Raw genomic sequence first — 17,287 nt, forward strand, 5'->3', positions numbered from 1 at the left:
TTGTGAACACGCCGTCGTCAAGACTTTGTCCTGACATCATTGCGTAACGTCATATTCACGAGCAGAGGTACACTCGCGCTGTGGCAGTCCAAGTGGGCGTGACGATCGATCGCTCTTCCCCCGTGCCTCTCTACCATCAGCTCGCCGAGCAGCTGCGGGAGGCGATCGCCAGCGGGCGGCTGCGGCCCGGCGACCAGCTCGAGAACGAGATGGCCCTCGCCGGGCGGCTCAACCTGGCGCGCCCGACGGTGCGCCAGGCCATTCAGGAGCTGGTCGATCGCGGGCTGGTGCTGCGCCGGCGAGGGGTCGGCACCATGGTCGCGAACCCGAAGGTGCACCGGCGCGCGGAGCTCACCAGCCTCTACGACGACCTCTGCCGGGCAGGCGGCCGGCCCTCGACCAGCGTCCTGCGGCACGAGCTGGTGCGGGACGAGCGGGTGGCCGCCGCGCTCGACCTGTCCCCGGACGCCGACCTGCTGCTGATCGTCCGGTTGCGTTACTCCGGCGACCGGCCGCTGGCCCTCATGAGCAACTGGCTGCCGCCGGCATACCACGGCATCACCCGCGAGGACCTCGAGGGATCGGGGCTCTACGCCCTGCTGCGCACCCGCGGGGCGCGGCCCGTGGTCGCCGCCCAGTCGATCGGGGCCCGCCCCCCGAGCGCGCCCGAGCGGCGCCACCTGCTGCTGAAGGCGGCCGAACCCGTTCTCACGATGACCCGCACCGCCTTCGACTCCGAGGGCAACGCGGTGGAGCACGGCGACCACTGCTATCGCGCCCAGGACTACAGCATCGAGGTCCTGATCGACCAGCGGTGACACCTGGGCGCGAGACCGTCAGACCAGGTCGCCCATGCCCTCGGCGGGGAGCAGTGCCACGGGCCTGGGGCGTTCACATGTGCCGGCGATGGCCACCGCCGCTCCGGAGTGCGCCGAGGCGAGCAGCGACTCCATGACGTCGAGCACGTGGTAGGCCAGCGATCCGCCGGCTCGGGGCTCCACGCCGGCCGGGGTCGAGGCGAAGTCCGCCAGGCCCACGCCGCGCCCGGCGTCCACGTAGCCGGCCGACACGGGCAGCTCCCGCCACCCCTCCTCTCCCACTCCCGACACCTGGACGGCGCCGTCGAAACGGTTGGGGTCGGGGACGACGAGCGAGCCCTTCTCACCGTGCACCTCGATGTGGGGCGCCCTGGTCGCCGCCGCGTCGAAGCTCATCACCAGCGTGGACAGCGCGCCGGAGGCGTGCACGAGCACGCCGGTCACGTGGGTGTCCACGCTGACCGGGATCTCCTCGCCCCGCCGTGGGCCCGAGCCGATCGTGCGCTTGGCTCGCGACCGGCTCGCGGCCCCGACGACCCTCGCCACGGGGCCGAGCAGCGTCACCAGGCTGGTGATGTAGTACGGGCCCATGTCCAGGAGCGGGCCGCCCCCGGGCAGGTAGTAGAAGTCGGGGTTGGGATGCCAGCGCTCGTGGCCCGGCGTCACCATCGTGGCGGTCGCCGCCACCGGCCGGCCGATCAGTCCGTCGTCGATCGCCTTGCGCGCCGTCTGCGTGCCCGTGCCTAACACCGTGTCGGGCGCGCAGCCCACGCGCACCCCCGCGGCGGACGCCGCCCGCAACATCCGCGTGGCCTCCACCGCGGTCGCGGCGAGGGGCTTCTCGCAGTAGACGTCCTTGCCCGCGTCGATCGCGGCGAGCGCGATCTCGGCGTGGGCGGCCGGGACGGTCAGGTTGAGCACGACGTCCACGCGCGGATCGGCCATCAGCTCCGCCACCGTCAGCACCTCGACCCCCGGGTAGGGCCGCACCGCCTCCCGTGCCCGGTCGGGGTCCAGGTCGGCCACCGCCACCAGCCGCAGCCGCGGCAGACGGTCGATGGTGCGGAAATACTGGGCCGAGATGGCGCCGCACCCGACGACGCCGACGTTCACCGGCTGGCCCACGACATCCCCCTTTCGATGATGGTCCGCACGCTGTCGTGGTGCAGGACGTCGAGACTGTGGCCCGGAGTGGTGACGAAGATCCGCCCGTCGCCCCACCTGCGGGTCCAGATCGCCGGCGAGGTGACCTCCCGGTGCCAGGGGTCCCACGGGCGGACCTTCTGGGTGGTCGTGGCCAGCACGTCGACGTAGTCGTCGGTCAGCACCCAGTACTGCTCGGTGACCAGGTCGAAGTCCGCGATCCCCGCGGTGATCGGGTGGGCGGCGGCCTCGGGCAGCATGTTCACGGTGTACGGCACGAAGTTGTCGGCCTGCGAGCCGTCCCGCTCGGCCGGGTCCTTGCCCGGGTGGCAGGCGAACTGCCCGCCGATGAGGTGCAGGTAGTCGGAGGAGTTGCGGAAGGAGTCGGCGATGCCGCCGTGCCAGCCGGCCATCCCGGTGCCCGCCCGGATCGCGGCCTCCAGCCCGCGCAGCTCCTCCGGCTCGATGGTGCCCATCGTGTAGCACTGCACGATGAGATCGACGCCGGACATGAACGCGGAGTCCGCGTACGGGGCCGGGGAGTCCGCCCGATGCACCTCGAACCCCTGCTTCTCGAGGTAGGGGATGAAGAGCTCGGTGGCCTCCACCGGGGCATGCCCCTCCCAGCCGCCCCGCACCACGAGAGCCCTTCGGCCATGGTCGTCTGTCATGCATTCACCTATCGCTCAACGGTCAACGGTCCGATCGTCGCATCTCATGTCAAAAGTGGACAGACGGGGCTCCGCCTTGCCTCTTCCGCGCGATGGACGTCGCCGCCGACCTGGAGGCGCACGCCGCTCACCTCGCCCGCCAGAGCCCGGCCGTGGACGGTATGTCCACGCCGCGGTGATCGGGTCGAGGCCCGTGCGGCAAAGCGTGCCGCAGGGTGGAACGGCGCGTCGGCAGGCACGCACCGCGCTCCTATCTTCCCTGTGAAGGCGGTCACACGGAGATCCGCCCGCCTCCGCCCTCCCCCTGAGGCGGGGTGCCCCCCGTGCCGGTCCCCACCGGCCCCGCAGAAAGAGTCGACGACCATGCCTCTGGAATCATCCCCACCGGACACCCGCCCGCAGGCCGACGCGGCGAGGGCACGCGGACGGGAGGCGCGTCGCGTCGCCTTCGCCACGTTCGTCGGCACCGCGATCGAGTGGTATGACTTCTTCCTCTACGGCGCCATGGCGGCGCTGGTCTTCGGCACCCTCTTCTTCCCCGCCGGCGACCCGCAGGTCAGCCAGCTCGCCGCGCTGGGCACCTTCACCGTCGGGTTCATCGCCCGGCCGCTCGGCGGCATCGTCGCCGGCCACTTCGGCGACCGCGTCGGGCGCAAGCGCATGCTGGTCCTGTCGCTGCTGCTCATGGGCGTGGCGACGGTCGGCGTCGGCCTGCTGCCGACGTACGCGGCGGCGGGCGTCGCCGCGCCCGCGCTGCTTGTCGTCCTGCGCATCATGCAAGGACTCGCCGTGGGCGCGGAATGGGGCGGCGCCGCGCTCATGGCCGTCGAACACGCCCCGCCGAACCGCCGGGCGCTGTACGGCGCCGCGCCCCAGCTCGGCGTCCCGGTCGGCGCGATCCTGGCGAACCTGATCCTGCTGCTCACCTCCGCGCTGACCGGCGACGCCTTCGCGACCTGGGGATGGCGCGTGCCGTTCCTGATCAGCGTGGTCCTCGTCCTGGTCGGGCTCGTCGTCCGCCGCCAGGTGTCGGAGAGCCCGCTGTTCGCCGAGGCGGTGGAGAAGGCCGGCGCGCCCCGGTACAACCCGCTGATCCGGGTGCTCACCAAGCACCCGCGGAGCCTGCTGCGCGCCGTCTTCGCCTCGATCGCCTCGGCGTCGTGGGGATACGTGATCCTGGTCTTCATCCTCTCCTACGGCGCCACCGCCAAGATCTACTCGCGCCCCGCCCTGCTCACGATGATCATCCTGGCCAGCGTCCTGCAGGCGGGTGCCATGCTGTACGCCGGTTTGCTCGCCGACCGCGCCGGCCGCAAGCGCGTCGCGCTCTACGGCGCGCTCGGTCAGGTCGCCATGGGGCTGGCGTTCTTCCCGCTGTTCGACAGCGGCGTCTTCTGGCTGGCCCTGCTGGCCTGCCTGCTCGCCTCGATCGCGTTGTCGGCCCAGTACGGGCCCCTGCCCGCGCTGCTGGCCGAGCAGTTCCCGACCGAGGTGCGCTACACGGGCGTGTCCGTCGGCTACATGTTCGGCAACATCCTCGGCGGCGGCCTGGTGCCGCTGGTCGGGGCCGCCCTGGTGGCCGCCACCGGCACGTCGTTCTCCGTGGGCCTCTACATGCTCTTCCTCAGCGTCGTCACCGCGGTTGCGGTGCTCCTCACGCCGGAGACCGCGAACGTCCGCCTCGACGAGGCGTGAACCGTCCCGGGAAACACCTCCGCCCGGCCGCCGAGATCGTCCTCGGCGGCCGGGCGGCTTTCGTGTCTCCTACGCCTTTCGCAGCAGGTCGAGGGCGATGTCGACGATCATGTCCTCCTGGCCGCCGACGAGGCGGCGCCTGCCGACCTCCAGCAGGATGGTCCGGACGTCGATCCCGTACCGGCGGGAGGCGGCCTCGGCGTGGCGGAGGAAGCTGGAGTACGCGCCGGCGTAGCCGAGGGTGAGCGTCTCCCGGTCCACCTGCACCGGGCGGTCCTGGAGCGGGCGGACGAGGTCGTCGGCGGCGTCCTGCAGGGCGAACAGGTCGCAGCCGTGCTTCCATTCGTTGAGGTCGGCGACGGCGATGAACGGTTCGATGGGGCAGTTGCCCGCCCCCGCGCCGTGTCCGGCCAGGGAGGCGTCCACGCGGGTGACGCCTTCTTCGACGGCGACGACGGAGTTGGCCACCGCCAGGGAGAGGTTCTGGTGGGCGTGGATCCCGATCTGGGTCTCCGGGTCGAGCACGTCGCGGTAGGCGCGAACACGCTCGCGGACGCCGTCCATGGTGAGCCGGCCGCCCGAGTCGGTGACGTAGACGCAGTGCGCGCCGTACGACTCCATGAGCTTGGCCTGCCTGGCCAGTTCGGCGGGGGGCGCCATGTGGCTGAGCATGAGGAAGCCGGCGACGTCCATGCCGATGTCGCGGGCCTTGGCGATGTGCTGGGCGGCGACGTCGGCCTCGGTGCAGTGGGTGGCGATGCGGATCGAGCGGACCCCGAGCTCGTAGGCGTGCTCGAGTTCGGCGATGGTGCCGATGCCGGGCAGGAGGAGGGTGGTGAGCGTTGCCCGGTCGACCGCCTCGGCGGCGGCTTCGAGCCATTCCCAGTCGGTGTTACTGCCGGGCCCGTAGTTGACCGAGGCACCCGCCAGGCCGTCGCCGTGGGCCACCTCGATGGCGTCGACGCCGGCGGCGTCGAGGGCGGCGACGATGCGGCCCACGTCGCGCGGGGTGATGCGGTGGCGGACCGCGTGCATGCCGTCCCGGAGGGTGACGTCCTGGATGTAGAGGGTCATGCGATGGCTCCTGCGATGCGCTCGGCGACGCGCAGGGCGGCCGAGGTCATGATGTCGAGATTGCCGGCGTACGCGGGCAGGTAGTGGGCGGCGCCCTCCACCTCGAGGAACACCGACACGCGGGTGGTCACCGGCTCGGAGGTGAGCGTGGTCACCGGCTCCTCGATGGGGGTGAACTGCACGTCCTGCTTGAGCCGGTAGCCGGGCACGTACTTGGCGACCTCGGCCACCATCTCCTCGACGGACGCCCTGATGGCGTCATGGTCGGCGGCGCCGATCAGGCAGTAGACGGTGTCGCGCATGATGAGCGGCGGGTCGGCGGGGTTGAGGATGATGATCGCCTTGCCGCGGGCGGCGCCGCCGACCGATTCGATGGCGGCCGCCGTGGTCTCGGTGAACTCATCGATGTTGGCCCGGGTGCCGGGGCCGGCCGACTTCGAGGCGATGGAGGCGACGATCTCGGCGTACGCGACGGGGGTGACGCGGGAGACGGCGTGCACGATCGGGATGGTGGCCTGGCCGCCGCACGTCACCATGTTGACGTTGCGCGCGCCGAGGTGGCGGTCCAGGTTGACCGGAGGCACGACGAACGGGCCGATCGCCGCAGGGGTCAGGTCGATGATCGTCTTGCCGTACGGGGCCAGCTTGGCGGCGTTGGCCACGTGCGCCTTGGCGGAGGTGGCGTCGAAGACGATGTCGATGCCGGCGAACCCGTCCATCGCGATCAGGCCGTCCACCCCCTCGTGGGTGGTGGCGACCTTCAGCCGGCGAGCGCGGGCGAGGCCGTCCGAGGAGGGGTCGATGCCGGCCATCGCACCCATCTCCAGCGTCGCGGAGAGGCGGATCACCTTGATCATCAGGTCGGTGCCGATGTTGCCGGAGCCGATCACGGCCACCTTGGTCTTGTTCATGTCGGGTCCTTGAAGGTCACGGCCACCGTGCCGAGCGTGGAGATCTCGGCGCGGACGGTGAGGCCGGGGGAGACGGGGACCATCGGCCCCAGCGCGCCGGACAGGATGACCTGGCCGGCGCGGAGCGGGTCGCCGAAGTCCCGGGCCGTGCGGGCCAGCCACAGCAGCGCGTTGAGCGGGTCGCCGAGGCAGGCGGCGCCGTCGCCCTGGGAGACGGGCTCGTCGCCGGCGTACATGCGCATCGTGGCCGCGACCGGCTCGAACGCGCTGAGCGGCAGCCGCTGGGAGCCGAGGGCGTACAGGCCGCTGGAGGCGTTGTCGGCGACGGTGTCGACGATCGTGATGTCCCAGTCCGCGATGCGGCTGTCCACGATCTCCAGGGCGGGGGTCGCGTAGGCGACCGCCGCCCGCACGGTGGCCGGGTCGAGGTCTCCGGACAGATCGGAGTCGAGCACGAACGCGATCTCGGCCTCGACCTTGGGCTGCAGGAGCCGCCCGGTCGAGACGTCGCCGGACACCTCCATGTCGGCGAACAGCACGCCGAAGTCCGGCTGGTCCACGCCGAGCTGCCGCTGCACGGCGGGGGAGGTGAGACCGATCTTCCGGCCCGTCACCGGGGACGTCCGGGCGGCGTTCAGGCGGCGCTGCACCTCGTAGGCGGCGGCGACGTCGGTGACGAGATCGCGGACGGGTGCGCACGGCAGCCGCTTGGCCGCCGCGGTCTCCAGCCGCTGGACGGCCTGGTCTATGGCGGTCATCGCGCGGCCTCCTTGAGGGGCTCCGCAGTCGCGACCGCGAAACCGGCGATCCATTCGGGGATCGCGCGGTAGAAGCGGGAGGTCATCCGGTACTCGCCGGTCGCGGCGAGCGAGGCGAACGCGGCGATCCACGTACGGACCTCGTGCGCGGAGCCGCCGCCCTCGGCCGCCATCCACTCGACGCTCCAGCCGTCCACCTCGGGGAGGCGGCCGTCCGCGAGCGTGTCCAGGACCAGGTTGTCCCAGGTCGGGTTGATGGGGATCATCGTGGCGGAGCCGGCCGCGTAGTCGCGCCCGGCCTGGATCACCCGCTGCTCGCCTCTGGCCCGCTGCTCGGGCGTGGGCGGGTGGCCCTCGATGAGCGCGTCGGCCACTCGTGGCGGCGCGCCGTCGAGCACCGGGACGGGCGGATCGTGGGAGAGCCCGCCGGAGCCGAGGAACAGCACCCGCCGGTCCAGCCCTGCCGCGGCCTCGCCGATCGCGGTCCCGAGAGCGCGGATGCGGCTGACCGGCCCGAGCGGGGTCGCGACGCCGTTGACGAAGACGGGCACGACGGGAACGCGGTCGATGCCGCCGAACAGCACCTCCAGGGGCTGCACGAACCCGTGGTCCACGGTCATCCGCGCCGAGATGGTCAGATCGACGCCGCGGTCGAGCACGCCGCGGGCGATCACGCGGGCGGCCTCGGCGTCCACCGACAGCGGCCCGGCGGCCGAGCCGAAGTCCCCGACCGCGGTGGCCTCGGTGGCCAGGCAGAACGGCGGCATCTCCTTGTAGAAGAAGCCGTTGTAGTGATCGGGGGCGTACAGCACGACCAGCTCGGGGTCGAAGGCGCGGACGAACGCGCGCGCCCGCTCCACGGCGGCGTCCACGGCCTCGATGACCTCGGGGGCCGGGTCGTTCTTGCCGATGAGGGGGGAATGGGACAAGCCGACAGCGGCGGCGGTCATGAGGCGATCTCCTTGATGACGAGTTTGCCGGTGAGCCGCCCGTCGATCATGAGCTGGAAGCCCTTGTGGATCTCGTCGAGCGGCAGCGTGCGGTCGATCACCGGGCGCAGGCCGGTGGCGTCCATCAACCTGAGCAGCGCCACCAGCTCGGCCCGGGTGCACCCGGTGGAGCCGAGGATGCGCTGCTGGAGGTAGAAGATCCGGCCGAGGTCGGCAGGCGGGTTCACCCCGCTGGTCGCGCCGGCGATCACGATCGTGCCGCCGGGGCGCAGCGACTTCATCGAATGCGACCAGGTGGCCTCGCCGACCGTCTCGATGACGACGTCCACGCGCTCGGGCAGCCGCTCGCCGGTCGGCACGGCGGCGCGGGCGCCCCAGGAGACGGCCTGGGCGCGTTTCTCCTCGCTGCGGCTGGTGGCGTAGACGACGGCGCCCGCGGCGACGGCCAGCTTGATCGCGGCCGAGGCGACGCCGCCGCCGACCCCCTGAACCAGCACCCGGTCACCGGCTGTGATCCGCGCCTGGGTGAACAGCATCCGATACGCGGTCGTCCACGCGACCGGCAGGCAGGCCGCCTCGTCGAACGACAGCCACGACGGCTTCGGTACCAGGTTGCGGGTCGGCACGGTCAGGTATTCGGCGAAGGCGCCGTTGTGGCGTTCGGACAGCAGCGCCCGGTCGGGGTCGAGCGTCTCGTCACCCCGGCCGGCGTCCGGGTCGCCGATGACGGGGTGCACGATGACCTCGTTGCCGTCCTCGTCGTACCCGGCGGCGTCGCAGCCGAGGATGATCGGCAGCCGGTCGCGCGGGTGGCCGACGCCGCGCAGCGTCCACAGGTCGTGCATGTTCAGGGAGGACGAGACCACCCGGACGACCGACCAGCCGGGCCGGCGCTCGGGCTCGGGAGCGTCGCCCAGGACGAGCCCGGCCAGCGGGTCGGTCGCACTCTGGGAGACGGCGGTGGCGGCAAGCATGCCCCACACGCTGTCCGACGACCGCCGTCGTCCGACAGCAGGTGTGCCGCCGTGCGGAACGAGCGTTGGAACCTCACCGGCCCCCTGCTGTTGTGTTGGCGCATGACCTCGACGATCGAACCCCCGCGCGGGGCCCTGCGGCGCCCCGCCGAGCTGGCGCGGAACCTCGACGTCTCCGGGCTGGTCGACACCGAGGGCGGGCTGGTGGATCGTGCCATCTTCACCGACCAGCGGCTCTACCGCCAGGAGCTTCGCCGCGTCTTCGCGCCGAGCTGGCTCTTCCTCGCGCACGCCGACCAGTTCCACCGGCCCGGCGACTTCTTCACCACCTACATGGGCGAGGACCCGGTCATCGTCACCCTCGACCGCAACCGGCGCGTCCGGGCGTTCCTCAACTCCTGCCGGCACCGCGGCGCCCGCGTGTGCCGCGCCGACAACGGGACGACCCGCAACTTCACCTGCACCTACCACGGCTGGTCGTACGACCTGGAGGGCAAGCTGGTGAGCGTGCCCAACAAGGCGGGCTACCCCGGGTCCTTCGACACGGGGGAGTGGGGCCTGATCGAGGTGCCCCACGTCGAGACCTACCGCGGCCTGATCTTCGGCACCTGGAACCCGGACCCCGTCCCGCTGCGCGAGTCGCTCGGCGACATGGCCTGGTACATGGACGCGATGCTCGACCACGACGACGAGGGCACGGTGGTCGTCGGCGGCGTGCACAAATGGGTGCTCGAAGGCAACTGGAAGCTGGCGGCCGAGCAGTTCGCGACCGACTGGTACCACGTCAACATGAGCCACGCCTCGGCACTCATGGTGCTCTCGCCCACCGGCAAGGGCCCGAAGGACGAGATCGTCCACCGCACCGGCCGCCAGTACGCGAGCCCGGGCGGCCACGGCGCCGGCTTCCCCGTCCACCCGAAGAACCGCTTCGACGCCAGGACCGTGCACCAGTGGACGGACTACGACGCGCTGCGGGAACGGCTCGGCGACGCCCGCGTCGAGGGCCCGCTGACCAACGGGCACGCCACCGTCTTCCCCAACTTCTCCTACCTGCCCGTCAACGGCTCCATCCGCGTGTGGCACCCCAAGGGGCCCGACCGGATGGAGGTGTGGGCCTGGACGATCGTGGACAAATCCATGCCGCCCGACGTCCGCGAGGCGCAGCGCCTGTACAACCTGCGCACCTTCGGCCCCAGCGGCATCTTCGAGCAGGACGACGGCGAGAACTGGAGCGAGGTGCAGGCCGTCGCGCACGGCTTCATCACCAACGGCGTGCCGCTCAACTACCAGATGGGCCTCGGCTCCGAACGCGAGGACGGCCGCCACCCGGGCGCGACCAGCGAGCTCTACAGCGACGCCGCCGGCCGCGCCTTCTACGCGCGCTGGCGCGAGCTGATGAACACCCCCGCCTGGCACGAGGAGAACCCATGAGCAACGGCATCCGCGTCGCGGCGCTGGACGACATCCCCGAAGGGGAGGGCATCGCCATCGACAAGGCGATCACCGGCACCGCCGACGACATCGCGCTGCTGCGCGACACCGACGGCAGCGTGTGGGCGCTCGACGACACCTGCACCCACGAGGACGCCTCACTGGCCGACGGCTGGGTCGAGGACGGCTACGTCGAGTGCCCGCTGCACTCCAGCAGGTTCTGCCTGAAGAACGGCGAGGTCCAGGGCCTGCCCGCCACCAGGGACACCTGCCCCCACCGGGTCGAGGTGCGCGACGGCCAGGTCTACCTCTTCCCGAACCAGGCGCCATGAACGTGGTCGTCGTCGGCGGCGGCATCGCCGGCCTCAGCACGGCCGCGGCGCTGCGCGCGGGTGGTTTCGACGGCGACCTCACCCTGGTCGACGCCGGCGAGTTCCCCTACGACCGCCCGCCCCTGTCGAAGGAGTTCCTGGCCGGGACCAAGGATCTCAAGCAGATCGCCCTGCAGCCGCAGCAGTGGTACGACGAGCAGCGGGTCCGGCTGATCAACCAGAGCACGGTCACCGCGTTGCGCGGGGGTTCCGTCGAGCTGGCGGACGGCCTGCGGCTGCGTGCCGATCGCGTGGTGCTGGCCACCGGCGGCGGCGCCGCACGCCCGCCCATCCCCGGCGCCGACAGCCCGCGCGTGCACGTGCTGCGCACGGTGGACGACGCCGACCGGCTGCGGGCCGCGCTGACGCCCGGCGCCCGCGTCCTGGTCGTCGGCGCCGGGCTGATCGGCGCCGAGGTCGCCTCCACGGCCGCCGGGCTCGGCTGCGAGGTCGTCCTGGCCGATCCGGTGGCCCGGCCGCTGGCCGCCGCGCTCGGCGACGAGCTGGCCGCCTGGCTGCACGGGCTGCATGCCAGGCGCGGCATCGTGACGGTGCCGGCCGGAGCGGCGGCGTTCGCGGAGGCCGGCGGCGGCATCGAGGCCCGCTTCTCCAGCGGGTTCGAGCCGCCGCGGGTGTTCGACGTCGTCGTCCTGGGCGTCGGGATGGTGCCCGAGACCGCGCTCGCCGCCGCGTCCGGGCTGAAGGTCGCGCGCGGCGTCCTCGTGGACGACCGCCAGGTCACCTCGAACCCGGCGGTGCTGGCGGTGGGCGACGCCGCCCGCACCCGGCGGGGGTCGGAGCACTGGGAGGCGGCGCGGCACGACGGCGCGCGGGCGGCCGCGACCATCCTCGGCACGCGCCCGCCGGCGCCGACCGCCCCGTGGTTCTGGACGGACCGGCACGGGCGGCACGTCGAGGTCGTGGGCCACATGGAGGCGGCCGCCCGGGTCGTCGTCCGCGGCTCGTTCGACGCCCCGGCCTTCTCCGTCTTCGGCCTGCGCGACGGGCTGGTGGTCGCGGCGGTGGCGGTCGACGACCCGAACGCGGTCCGCGCCGCCCGCCGCATGATCGACCGCCGCGTGCCGGCCGACCCCGGGCTGCTGGCCGACCCCTCCGTGAACCTGCGTGCGCTGCTGCGCGGATGACGTGCCGTCCAGCGGCACAGCCCGTACCACCCCGCCCTCCAGAAGGGATCGAATGACACCGTGAGCACCGCCACCGAGTCGCGGGCCGGGACGCGTGCCGACCGCGACCTCCACTTCGAGGTCGAGCAGTTCTACTACGAGGAGGCCGACCTCCTCGACGCCGGCCGCTACGCCGACTGGCTCGACCTGCTCGCCGACGACCTCGACTACTGGATGCCCACCCGCACCAACCGGCTGCGCCGCCAGCAGGCCCTGTCCGTCGCCGCGCGCGGCGAGGCCGCCTACTACGACGAGAGCAAGGAGAGCCTGGCCTGGCGCATCCGCCGCTTCGACTCCGGCATGGCCTGGGCCGAGGACCCGCCCTCACGCACCCGCCACCTGGTGACGAACGTGATGGTCCGGCACGCCGACCCCGCCGAGCACCCCGGCTTCACCGCGGACGACCTGCACGTGCGCTCGGCGTTCCTGGTCTACCGCAACCGGCTGGAGCGGGAGGAGAACGTCTTCGCAGGCAGCCGCACCGACCTCCTGCGCCGCACCGGCGCCGGCCTCCGCGTCGCCCGCCGGACCATCCTGCTCGATCAGAACATCCTGCTGGCGAAGAACATCTCGACCTTCTTCTGATGGGAACTCCCGTGAAACACCACAGTGTGACCACCACGCTCGGCGAGATCGCCGTCGCCGAGACCGGCGAGGGCCCGGTGCTGGTGATGCTGCACGGCGGCGGCCCCGGCGCCTCCGGCGTCGCCAACTACCACCAGAACCTGCCCGCGCTGGCCCGCCGCTTCCGCGTCGTGCTGCCCGACCAGCCCGGCTTCGGCGGCAGCTACCGCCCCACCGAGGAGGACCTGGAGAAGCGGTCGATCACCGAGATCACCGTGGACGCCCTCTTCCAGGCGCTCGACACCCTCGGCATCGAACGGTTCCACCTGCTGGGCAACAGCCTCGGCGGCGCCGCCGCGATCGCCATGGCCCAGGAGCGCCCCGACCGCGTGGACCGCCTCGTGCTGATGGCCCCCGGCGGCGGCTGGCTGCCCTTCGGGCCCACCCCGACCGAGGGGCAGAAGGAGATGTTCCGCTACTACAACGGCGGCGGGCCCAGCGAGAAGAAGATGGCCGCGTTCATCCGCACCATGGTCTTCGACCATCGGCAGTTCGGCGAGGACGTCGTGCGCGCCCGCTACGAGGCCTCGCTCGACGAGAGCCACATCGCCTTCTACCACCGCTACAACGCCGCCTTCGCCAAGCGCGGCGGCATGGACCCGCTGTGGAAGGACCTGCACAAGATCAAGGCGCCCACGCTGCTGCTGTGGGGCCGCGACGACCGCACGATCACGCTCGACGGCGCCCAGCTCATGCTCAAGCAGATCCGCGACGTGCGGCTGCACGTGTTCGGCCGGTGCGGCCACTGGGTGCAGGTGGAGCGGCAGCGCGAGTTCGACGAGCTCGTCACGGGGTTCCTGGCGTGAGCGGCTGGCTCGACGGGTACGCCACGCTGATCACCGGTGGCGGCTCGGGCATCGGCCGCGCCGTGGCCGAGCGCTTCCTCGCCGAGGGCGCCTCGGTCACCGTCGTCGGCCGCGACCCCGGCCAGCTCGGCGACCTCGCGCGGTCGGTGTCCGACCCGTCCCGGCTGCACACGTACGTCAGCGACGTACGCGACCCGGACGGCCTGCACGCCGCCGTCGCCGGGACCGTCGAGCGCTTCGGCAAGCTCGACACCCTCGTGGCCAACGCCGGTGTCTGGGACTACCAGCGCCAGCTCACCCGGCTCACCGCCAAGGAGATCGACGCCGCCTTCGACGAGATCTTCTCCATCAACGTCAAGGGCTACCTCCTCGCGGCCGAGGCGGCCTGGCCCGAGCTGGTCAAGACCCGCGGCAGCATCGTCATGACGCTGTCCAACGCCTCCTTCCACGTGGGCGGCGGCGGCCCGCTCTACACCGCCAGCAAGCACGCCTGCCTCGGCCTCATGCGTGAGCTCGCCTATGAGCTTGCCCCCAAGGTCCGGGTGAACGGCGTCGCCTGCGGCGGCATGAACACCGACCTGCGCGGCCCCGAGGCGCTGGCGATGGGCGGCCGCTCGATCGCGGCCTCCTTCGCCAGGAAGGGTCAGGACGCTCCGCCGCCGCCCATACCATTGCACGACTCCAGCACCGACCCGCGCGACTTCACCGCCCCCTACGTTCTCCTCGCGGCCCGCGAGCAGAGCGGCCCGATCACCGGACACGCGATCTCCGCCGACGGCGGCATCGGCGTACGCGGCTTCGCCCGCGCCGCCGGCGGCGACCACCTCTGAGGAGCCGACCGTGACTCACCTGCACCCCCCAGCCGACATCAACCTCGCCTCGGCGGTCGCCCGCAACGCCCGCTACCACGGCGAGGTCACGGTCGTCCGCTACGCGGGCGGGGATCTCACCTACGCCCGGCTCGACGACAAGGCGGCCAGGCTGGCCACCGTCCTCGCCGCGGGCGGTGCCCGCGACGGCGACCGGGTCGCCTACCTCGGGCTCAACAGCGCCGCGTTCCTGGTGACGATGCTCGCCGCGTTCCGGCTCGGCGCCGTCTTCGTCCCGGTCAACTTCCGGCTCGCCGAACCCGAGCTGGAGTCCGTGCTGGAGAAGAGCGGCGCCGTCACGATCGTCTGCGAGGAGGGGCACCGCGCGAGCCTGGAGAAGGTGCGCGGCGGAACCCGGCTTACCCGGTTCCTGCTGGTGGACGACGACTCCGAGGTGCCCGCCGCGCCGGACGCCGAAGGCTGGGAGCCGTGGTCCGCGCTGATCGCCGCGGCGGAGCCGGCCTCCACCCCGGCCCCGAAGGGCTTCGACGACCCGGCGATCCTGATGTTCACCTCCGGCACCACGGGCCTGCCCAAGGGGGTGGTCCTCACCTACGGCAACGTCTGGTGGAACTCCGTCAACGTGGACACCATGATCGACACGCGGCGGGGCGACGTCACCCACGCCGCCGCCCCGCTCTTCCACATCGGGGCGCTCAACAGCTTCGTGCTGCGGACGATCGTGCGCGGCGGCACCGTGGTCGTGCGGCGCTCGTTCGACCCCGCAGGGCTCCTCGACGACCTGGTCACCCACCGGGTCAACACGATGTTCGCCGTGCCCGCCATGCTGGCCGCGCTCAGCCGCGTCCCCGGCGTCTTCGACGCCGACCTCAGCCAGTTGCGCTCGGTCGTCGTCGCCGGCGCCCCCGTGCCGCCGTCCCTGATCGAGTTGTACGCCGCGCACGGCATCCTGCTGCAACAGGCGTGGGGGCTCACCGAGACCGCGCCGTTCGCCACGCACCTGCCGATCGAGCGCACCCTCGACAAGATCGGATCGGCGGGCATCCCGATGCCGTACACGCAGGTCCGCGTCGTCGACTCCCTCACCAACCGGCCGCTGAAGCCGGGTGAGGCCGGGGAGATCGTGGTCCGCGGGCCCAACGTCACCCCGGGCTACTGGGAGAACCCCGACGCCACCGCCGCCGCCTTCGACGACGAGGGCTGGTTCCACTCCGGCGACATCGGCCACCTCGACGAGGACGGCTACCTGTACATCGTCGACCGGCTCAAAGACATGATCATCAGCGGCGGTGAGAACGTCTACCCCGCCGAGGTCGAGCGGGCCCTGGCCGCGATGCCGGGCGTCGTCGACGTCGCGGTCGTCGGCGCGCCCGACGCGCAGTGGGGGGAGACCGTCGTCGCGGTGGTGTCCCTGGCCGAGGGCACGACCGTGACCCTGGACGACGTGCGCGAGTACGCCGCCGCCCAGCTGGCCAGGTACAAGCTGCCCAGAAAATTGAAGGTCGTCCAGAGCATGCCGAGGAACGCATCTGGCAAACTGGACAAAACGGTCATACGACGCCTGGTGGGCGAGGAGGACTGACATGACCGCCGTTCCGTCTCTTCCCGTGCTCGACGTCGGCGGTGGGTGGGAGGCCACGGTGGAGGCGTGGACCCGCGCCGCCGCCCGCCTCCACCTGCACCGGGAGGGGGCGGACGCCCGCGTCCGGGTGGAACGCTGCGCCGCCGGACGCCTGCGCGAGACGTATCCGGTGGGCGCGCACGACCTGGAGCTACAGGTCAGCGGAGGGCCGTTGACGGAGGTCCTCCAGACGCTCGTCGACGCCGTGGCGAAGGCGGACCCCGCGTGCCGGCGGGTGGTCTACGCCGCTCCGGAGGGCGACGACGAGCAGGTGGCGGCGGCGGAGTCGGCCGGGTTCCGTCACGTCGTGGACGTGGACGTGGCCGACGAGCACCTCAGCCTGCTGGTGGCCGAGCCCGAGTGGGTGACGGGGACCGACATGGACCTCGGCCACGTGCCCGGGACGTGACGACGCCGGGCATCGGCCACGTGCCCGGGGTCTGACGACGCCCGGTCTCGGGCGCACGCCTGGGCGTAGGCCGTGAGGTCGGGCCCGTTCCGTCTCCAGGGCCGGCGACCAGACCTCAGGCGATGGCGCGCGCCTGGGCGGGCCGGTGGCGCCGGAGGCGCATGAGGTGCTGGGCCGCGGCCGCGCTCACCCGGCGCAGGGTCGCGGCCTGGGCCCGGGTGTCGAGGCGGCCGGTGACCGCCGACACCGACAGGGCGGCGACGGCCCGGCCGCCGTGCCCGATGACCGGGACGGCCACGCAGCTCAGGCCCAGCGTCGCCTCCTCGTCGTCGAACGCCACGCCCTCGCCGCGCACCTTGGCGATCTCCGCGGCGAGTGCGGCCGGATCGGTGATCGTGTTGGGCGTGAGGGGCCGCAGCTCGCTGCGGAGCACCTCGTCCAGGGCGGCGTGGTCGTAGGCGAGCAGCACCTTCCCGACGGCCGTGCAGTACGCCGGCACCCGGCCGCCGATGCGCGAGGGCGAGCGCACCTGCCGGTGGCCGTAGAGCTTCGACAGGTAGACCACGTCCGTGCCGTGCAGGGCCGCCAGGTGGACGGTCTCGCGCGTCAGCTCGTACAGGTCGGTCAGGAACGGGATGAGGGCGTCGCGGATCTGGTCGTGGTCGGGGACGTACACGTGCCGCCCCAGCTCGTGCAGCCGCTGGCCCAGCCGGTATTTCTGGCCGACCTTCTCGACCACGCCGTGCCGTTCCAGCATCCCCAGCAGCCGGAACGCCGTGGACTTGCTGAGCTCCGCCCGTCTGGCGAGCTCGCTCACGCCGATCCCGGTGCCGGCGTGGCTGCCGAAAGACGCGAGCAGGCTGACCGCCTTCTCTACGGCGGCGCGCTCGTCCCTGCTCGATGGGGCGTTCTCGACTGCGGTGCTGCTCATGTGGGGCTCCGACGACACCTGTCTCTCAAGGGGTTATTTATATGTGACAGCATGTCCGATAAAATGGCCGTAAGTCAATCTGGACC

At 72.2% G+C, this 17,287-nt stretch carries 18 protein-coding genes; 10 read left to right on the forward strand and 8 right to left on the reverse strand.

The genetic code is table 11. The features are described 5' to 3' along the window. Nucleotides 1-80 precede the first annotated feature (80 nt). Entirely contained in the window at nucleotides 81-818 is a 738-nt protein-coding gene (locus ID574_RS55360; RefSeq protein ID WP_188197149.1) for a GntR family transcriptional regulator, read from the forward strand. An 18-nt stretch (nucleotides 819-836) separates the two neighbouring features. On the opposite strand, the gene ID574_RS55365 is transcribed toward ID574_RS55360, so the two are convergent. Next, nucleotides 837-1,943 carry a Gfo/Idh/MocA family protein gene (locus ID574_RS55365; RefSeq protein WP_188197150.1) on the reverse strand — a complete coding sequence of 369 codons (1,107 nt, stop codon included), beginning with the start codon at nucleotides 1,941-1,943 and terminating at the stop codon, nucleotides 837-839. Beyond that, entirely contained in the window at nucleotides 1,928-2,632 is a 705-nt protein-coding gene (locus ID574_RS55370; RefSeq protein WP_188197151.1) for a ThuA domain-containing protein, read from the reverse strand. Before ID574_RS55370 ends, ID574_RS55365 begins: the two co-directional genes overlap by 16 nt. Nucleotides 2,633-2,995: 363 nt before the next feature. On the opposite strand from ID574_RS55370, the gene ID574_RS55375 reads away from it, so the two are divergent. Continuing rightward, nucleotides 2,996-4,327, forward strand: a complete 1,332-nt coding sequence (locus ID574_RS55375) for an MFS transporter (RefSeq protein ID WP_188197152.1) — start codon at nucleotides 2,996-2,998, stop codon at nucleotides 4,325-4,327. A 69-nt stretch (nucleotides 4,328-4,396) separates the two neighbouring features. Here ID574_RS55375 and dmpG read toward each other — a convergent pair whose 3' ends face one another. From dmpG to ID574_RS55400, 5 genes are read right to left on the reverse strand one after another with little or no spacing between them, the layout of a single operon-like run. Beyond that, complete coding sequence (gene dmpG / locus ID574_RS55380) at nucleotides 4,397-5,401, reverse strand: 4-hydroxy-2-oxovalerate aldolase (RefSeq protein WP_188197153.1); 1,005 nt, start codon at nucleotides 5,399-5,401, stop codon at nucleotides 4,397-4,399. Next, a complete protein-coding gene (locus ID574_RS55385; protein ID WP_188197154.1) occupies nucleotides 5,398-6,312 on the reverse strand; it encodes an acetaldehyde dehydrogenase (acetylating) in 915 nt (304 codons plus the stop codon). Before ID574_RS55385 ends, dmpG begins: the two co-directional genes overlap by 4 nt. Further along, nucleotides 6,309-7,070 (reverse strand): 2-keto-4-pentenoate hydratase, encoded by a 762-nt coding sequence (locus tag ID574_RS55390; protein WP_188197155.1) that lies wholly within the window; start codon nucleotides 7,068-7,070, stop codon nucleotides 6,309-6,311. The genes ID574_RS55385 and ID574_RS55390 overlap by 4 nt, the downstream gene beginning before the upstream one ends. Then, a complete protein-coding gene (locus ID574_RS55395) occupies nucleotides 7,067-8,020 on the reverse strand; it encodes a 3-carboxyethylcatechol 2,3-dioxygenase (RefSeq protein WP_188197156.1) in 954 nt (317 codons plus the stop codon). Before ID574_RS55395 ends, ID574_RS55390 begins: the two co-directional genes overlap by 4 nt. Then, the gene (locus ID574_RS55400) at nucleotides 8,017-8,994 is read right to left on the reverse strand and encodes a zinc-binding dehydrogenase (protein ID WP_188197157.1); all 978 of its coding nucleotides are present in this window, start codon (nucleotides 8,992-8,994) and stop codon (nucleotides 8,017-8,019) included. The genes ID574_RS55395 and ID574_RS55400 overlap by 4 nt, the downstream gene beginning before the upstream one ends. A 51-nt stretch (nucleotides 8,995-9,045) precedes the next feature. On the opposite strand from ID574_RS55400, the gene ID574_RS55405 reads away from it, so the two are divergent. The 8 genes from ID574_RS55405 to ID574_RS55440 are packed head-to-tail and all read left to right on the forward strand — an operon-like array spanning nucleotide 9,046 to nucleotide 16,270. Next, entirely contained in the window at nucleotides 9,046-10,425 is a 1,380-nt protein-coding gene (locus ID574_RS55405; protein ID WP_223168102.1) for an aromatic ring-hydroxylating dioxygenase subunit alpha, read from the forward strand. Next, a complete protein-coding gene (locus ID574_RS55410) occupies nucleotides 10,422-10,757 on the forward strand; it encodes a non-heme iron oxygenase ferredoxin subunit (protein WP_188197158.1) in 336 nt (111 codons plus the stop codon). The genes ID574_RS55405 and ID574_RS55410 overlap by 4 nt, the downstream gene beginning before the upstream one ends. Continuing rightward, nucleotides 10,754-11,941 carry an NAD(P)/FAD-dependent oxidoreductase gene (locus tag ID574_RS55415; RefSeq protein ID WP_188197159.1) on the forward strand — a complete coding sequence of 396 codons (1,188 nt, stop codon included), beginning with the start codon at nucleotides 10,754-10,756 and terminating at the stop codon, nucleotides 11,939-11,941. Before ID574_RS55410 ends, ID574_RS55415 begins: the two co-directional genes overlap by 4 nt. Before the next feature lie 60 nt (nucleotides 11,942-12,001). Continuing rightward, nucleotides 12,002-12,565 (forward strand): 3-phenylpropionate/cinnamic acid dioxygenase subunit beta, encoded by a 564-nt coding sequence (locus ID574_RS55420; RefSeq protein WP_188197160.1) that lies wholly within the window; start codon nucleotides 12,002-12,004, stop codon nucleotides 12,563-12,565. An 11-nt stretch (nucleotides 12,566-12,576) separates the two neighbouring features. Continuing rightward, the gene (locus ID574_RS55425; protein ID WP_223168103.1) at nucleotides 12,577-13,410 is read left to right on the forward strand and encodes an alpha/beta fold hydrolase; all 834 of its coding nucleotides are present in this window, start codon (nucleotides 12,577-12,579) and stop codon (nucleotides 13,408-13,410) included. After that, nucleotides 13,407-14,240, forward strand: a complete 834-nt coding sequence (locus ID574_RS55430) for an SDR family NAD(P)-dependent oxidoreductase (RefSeq protein ID WP_188197162.1) — start codon at nucleotides 13,407-13,409, stop codon at nucleotides 14,238-14,240. The genes ID574_RS55425 and ID574_RS55430 overlap by 4 nt, the downstream gene beginning before the upstream one ends. Before the next feature lie 10 nt (nucleotides 14,241-14,250). Beyond that, the gene (locus ID574_RS55435; protein ID WP_188197163.1) at nucleotides 14,251-15,822 is read left to right on the forward strand and encodes a long-chain-fatty-acid--CoA ligase; all 1,572 of its coding nucleotides are present in this window, start codon (nucleotides 14,251-14,253) and stop codon (nucleotides 15,820-15,822) included. Between the two features lies 1 nt (nucleotide 15,823). Beyond that, the gene (locus tag ID574_RS55440; protein ID WP_188197164.1) at nucleotides 15,824-16,270 is read left to right on the forward strand and encodes a hypothetical protein; all 447 of its coding nucleotides are present in this window, start codon (nucleotides 15,824-15,826) and stop codon (nucleotides 16,268-16,270) included. 115 nt (nucleotides 16,271-16,385) lie between these two features. Here ID574_RS55440 and ID574_RS55445 read toward each other — a convergent pair whose 3' ends face one another. Continuing rightward, a complete protein-coding gene (locus tag ID574_RS55445; RefSeq protein WP_188197165.1) occupies nucleotides 16,386-17,201 on the reverse strand; it encodes an IclR family transcriptional regulator in 816 nt (271 codons plus the stop codon). Nucleotides 17,202-17,287 lie beyond the last annotated feature (86 nt).

Origin of the sequence: Nonomuraea sp. SYSU D8015 (assembly GCF_008065375.1) — a bacterium.
Classification (GTDB): domain Bacteria; phylum Actinomycetota; class Actinomycetes; order Streptosporangiales; family Streptosporangiaceae; genus Nonomuraea.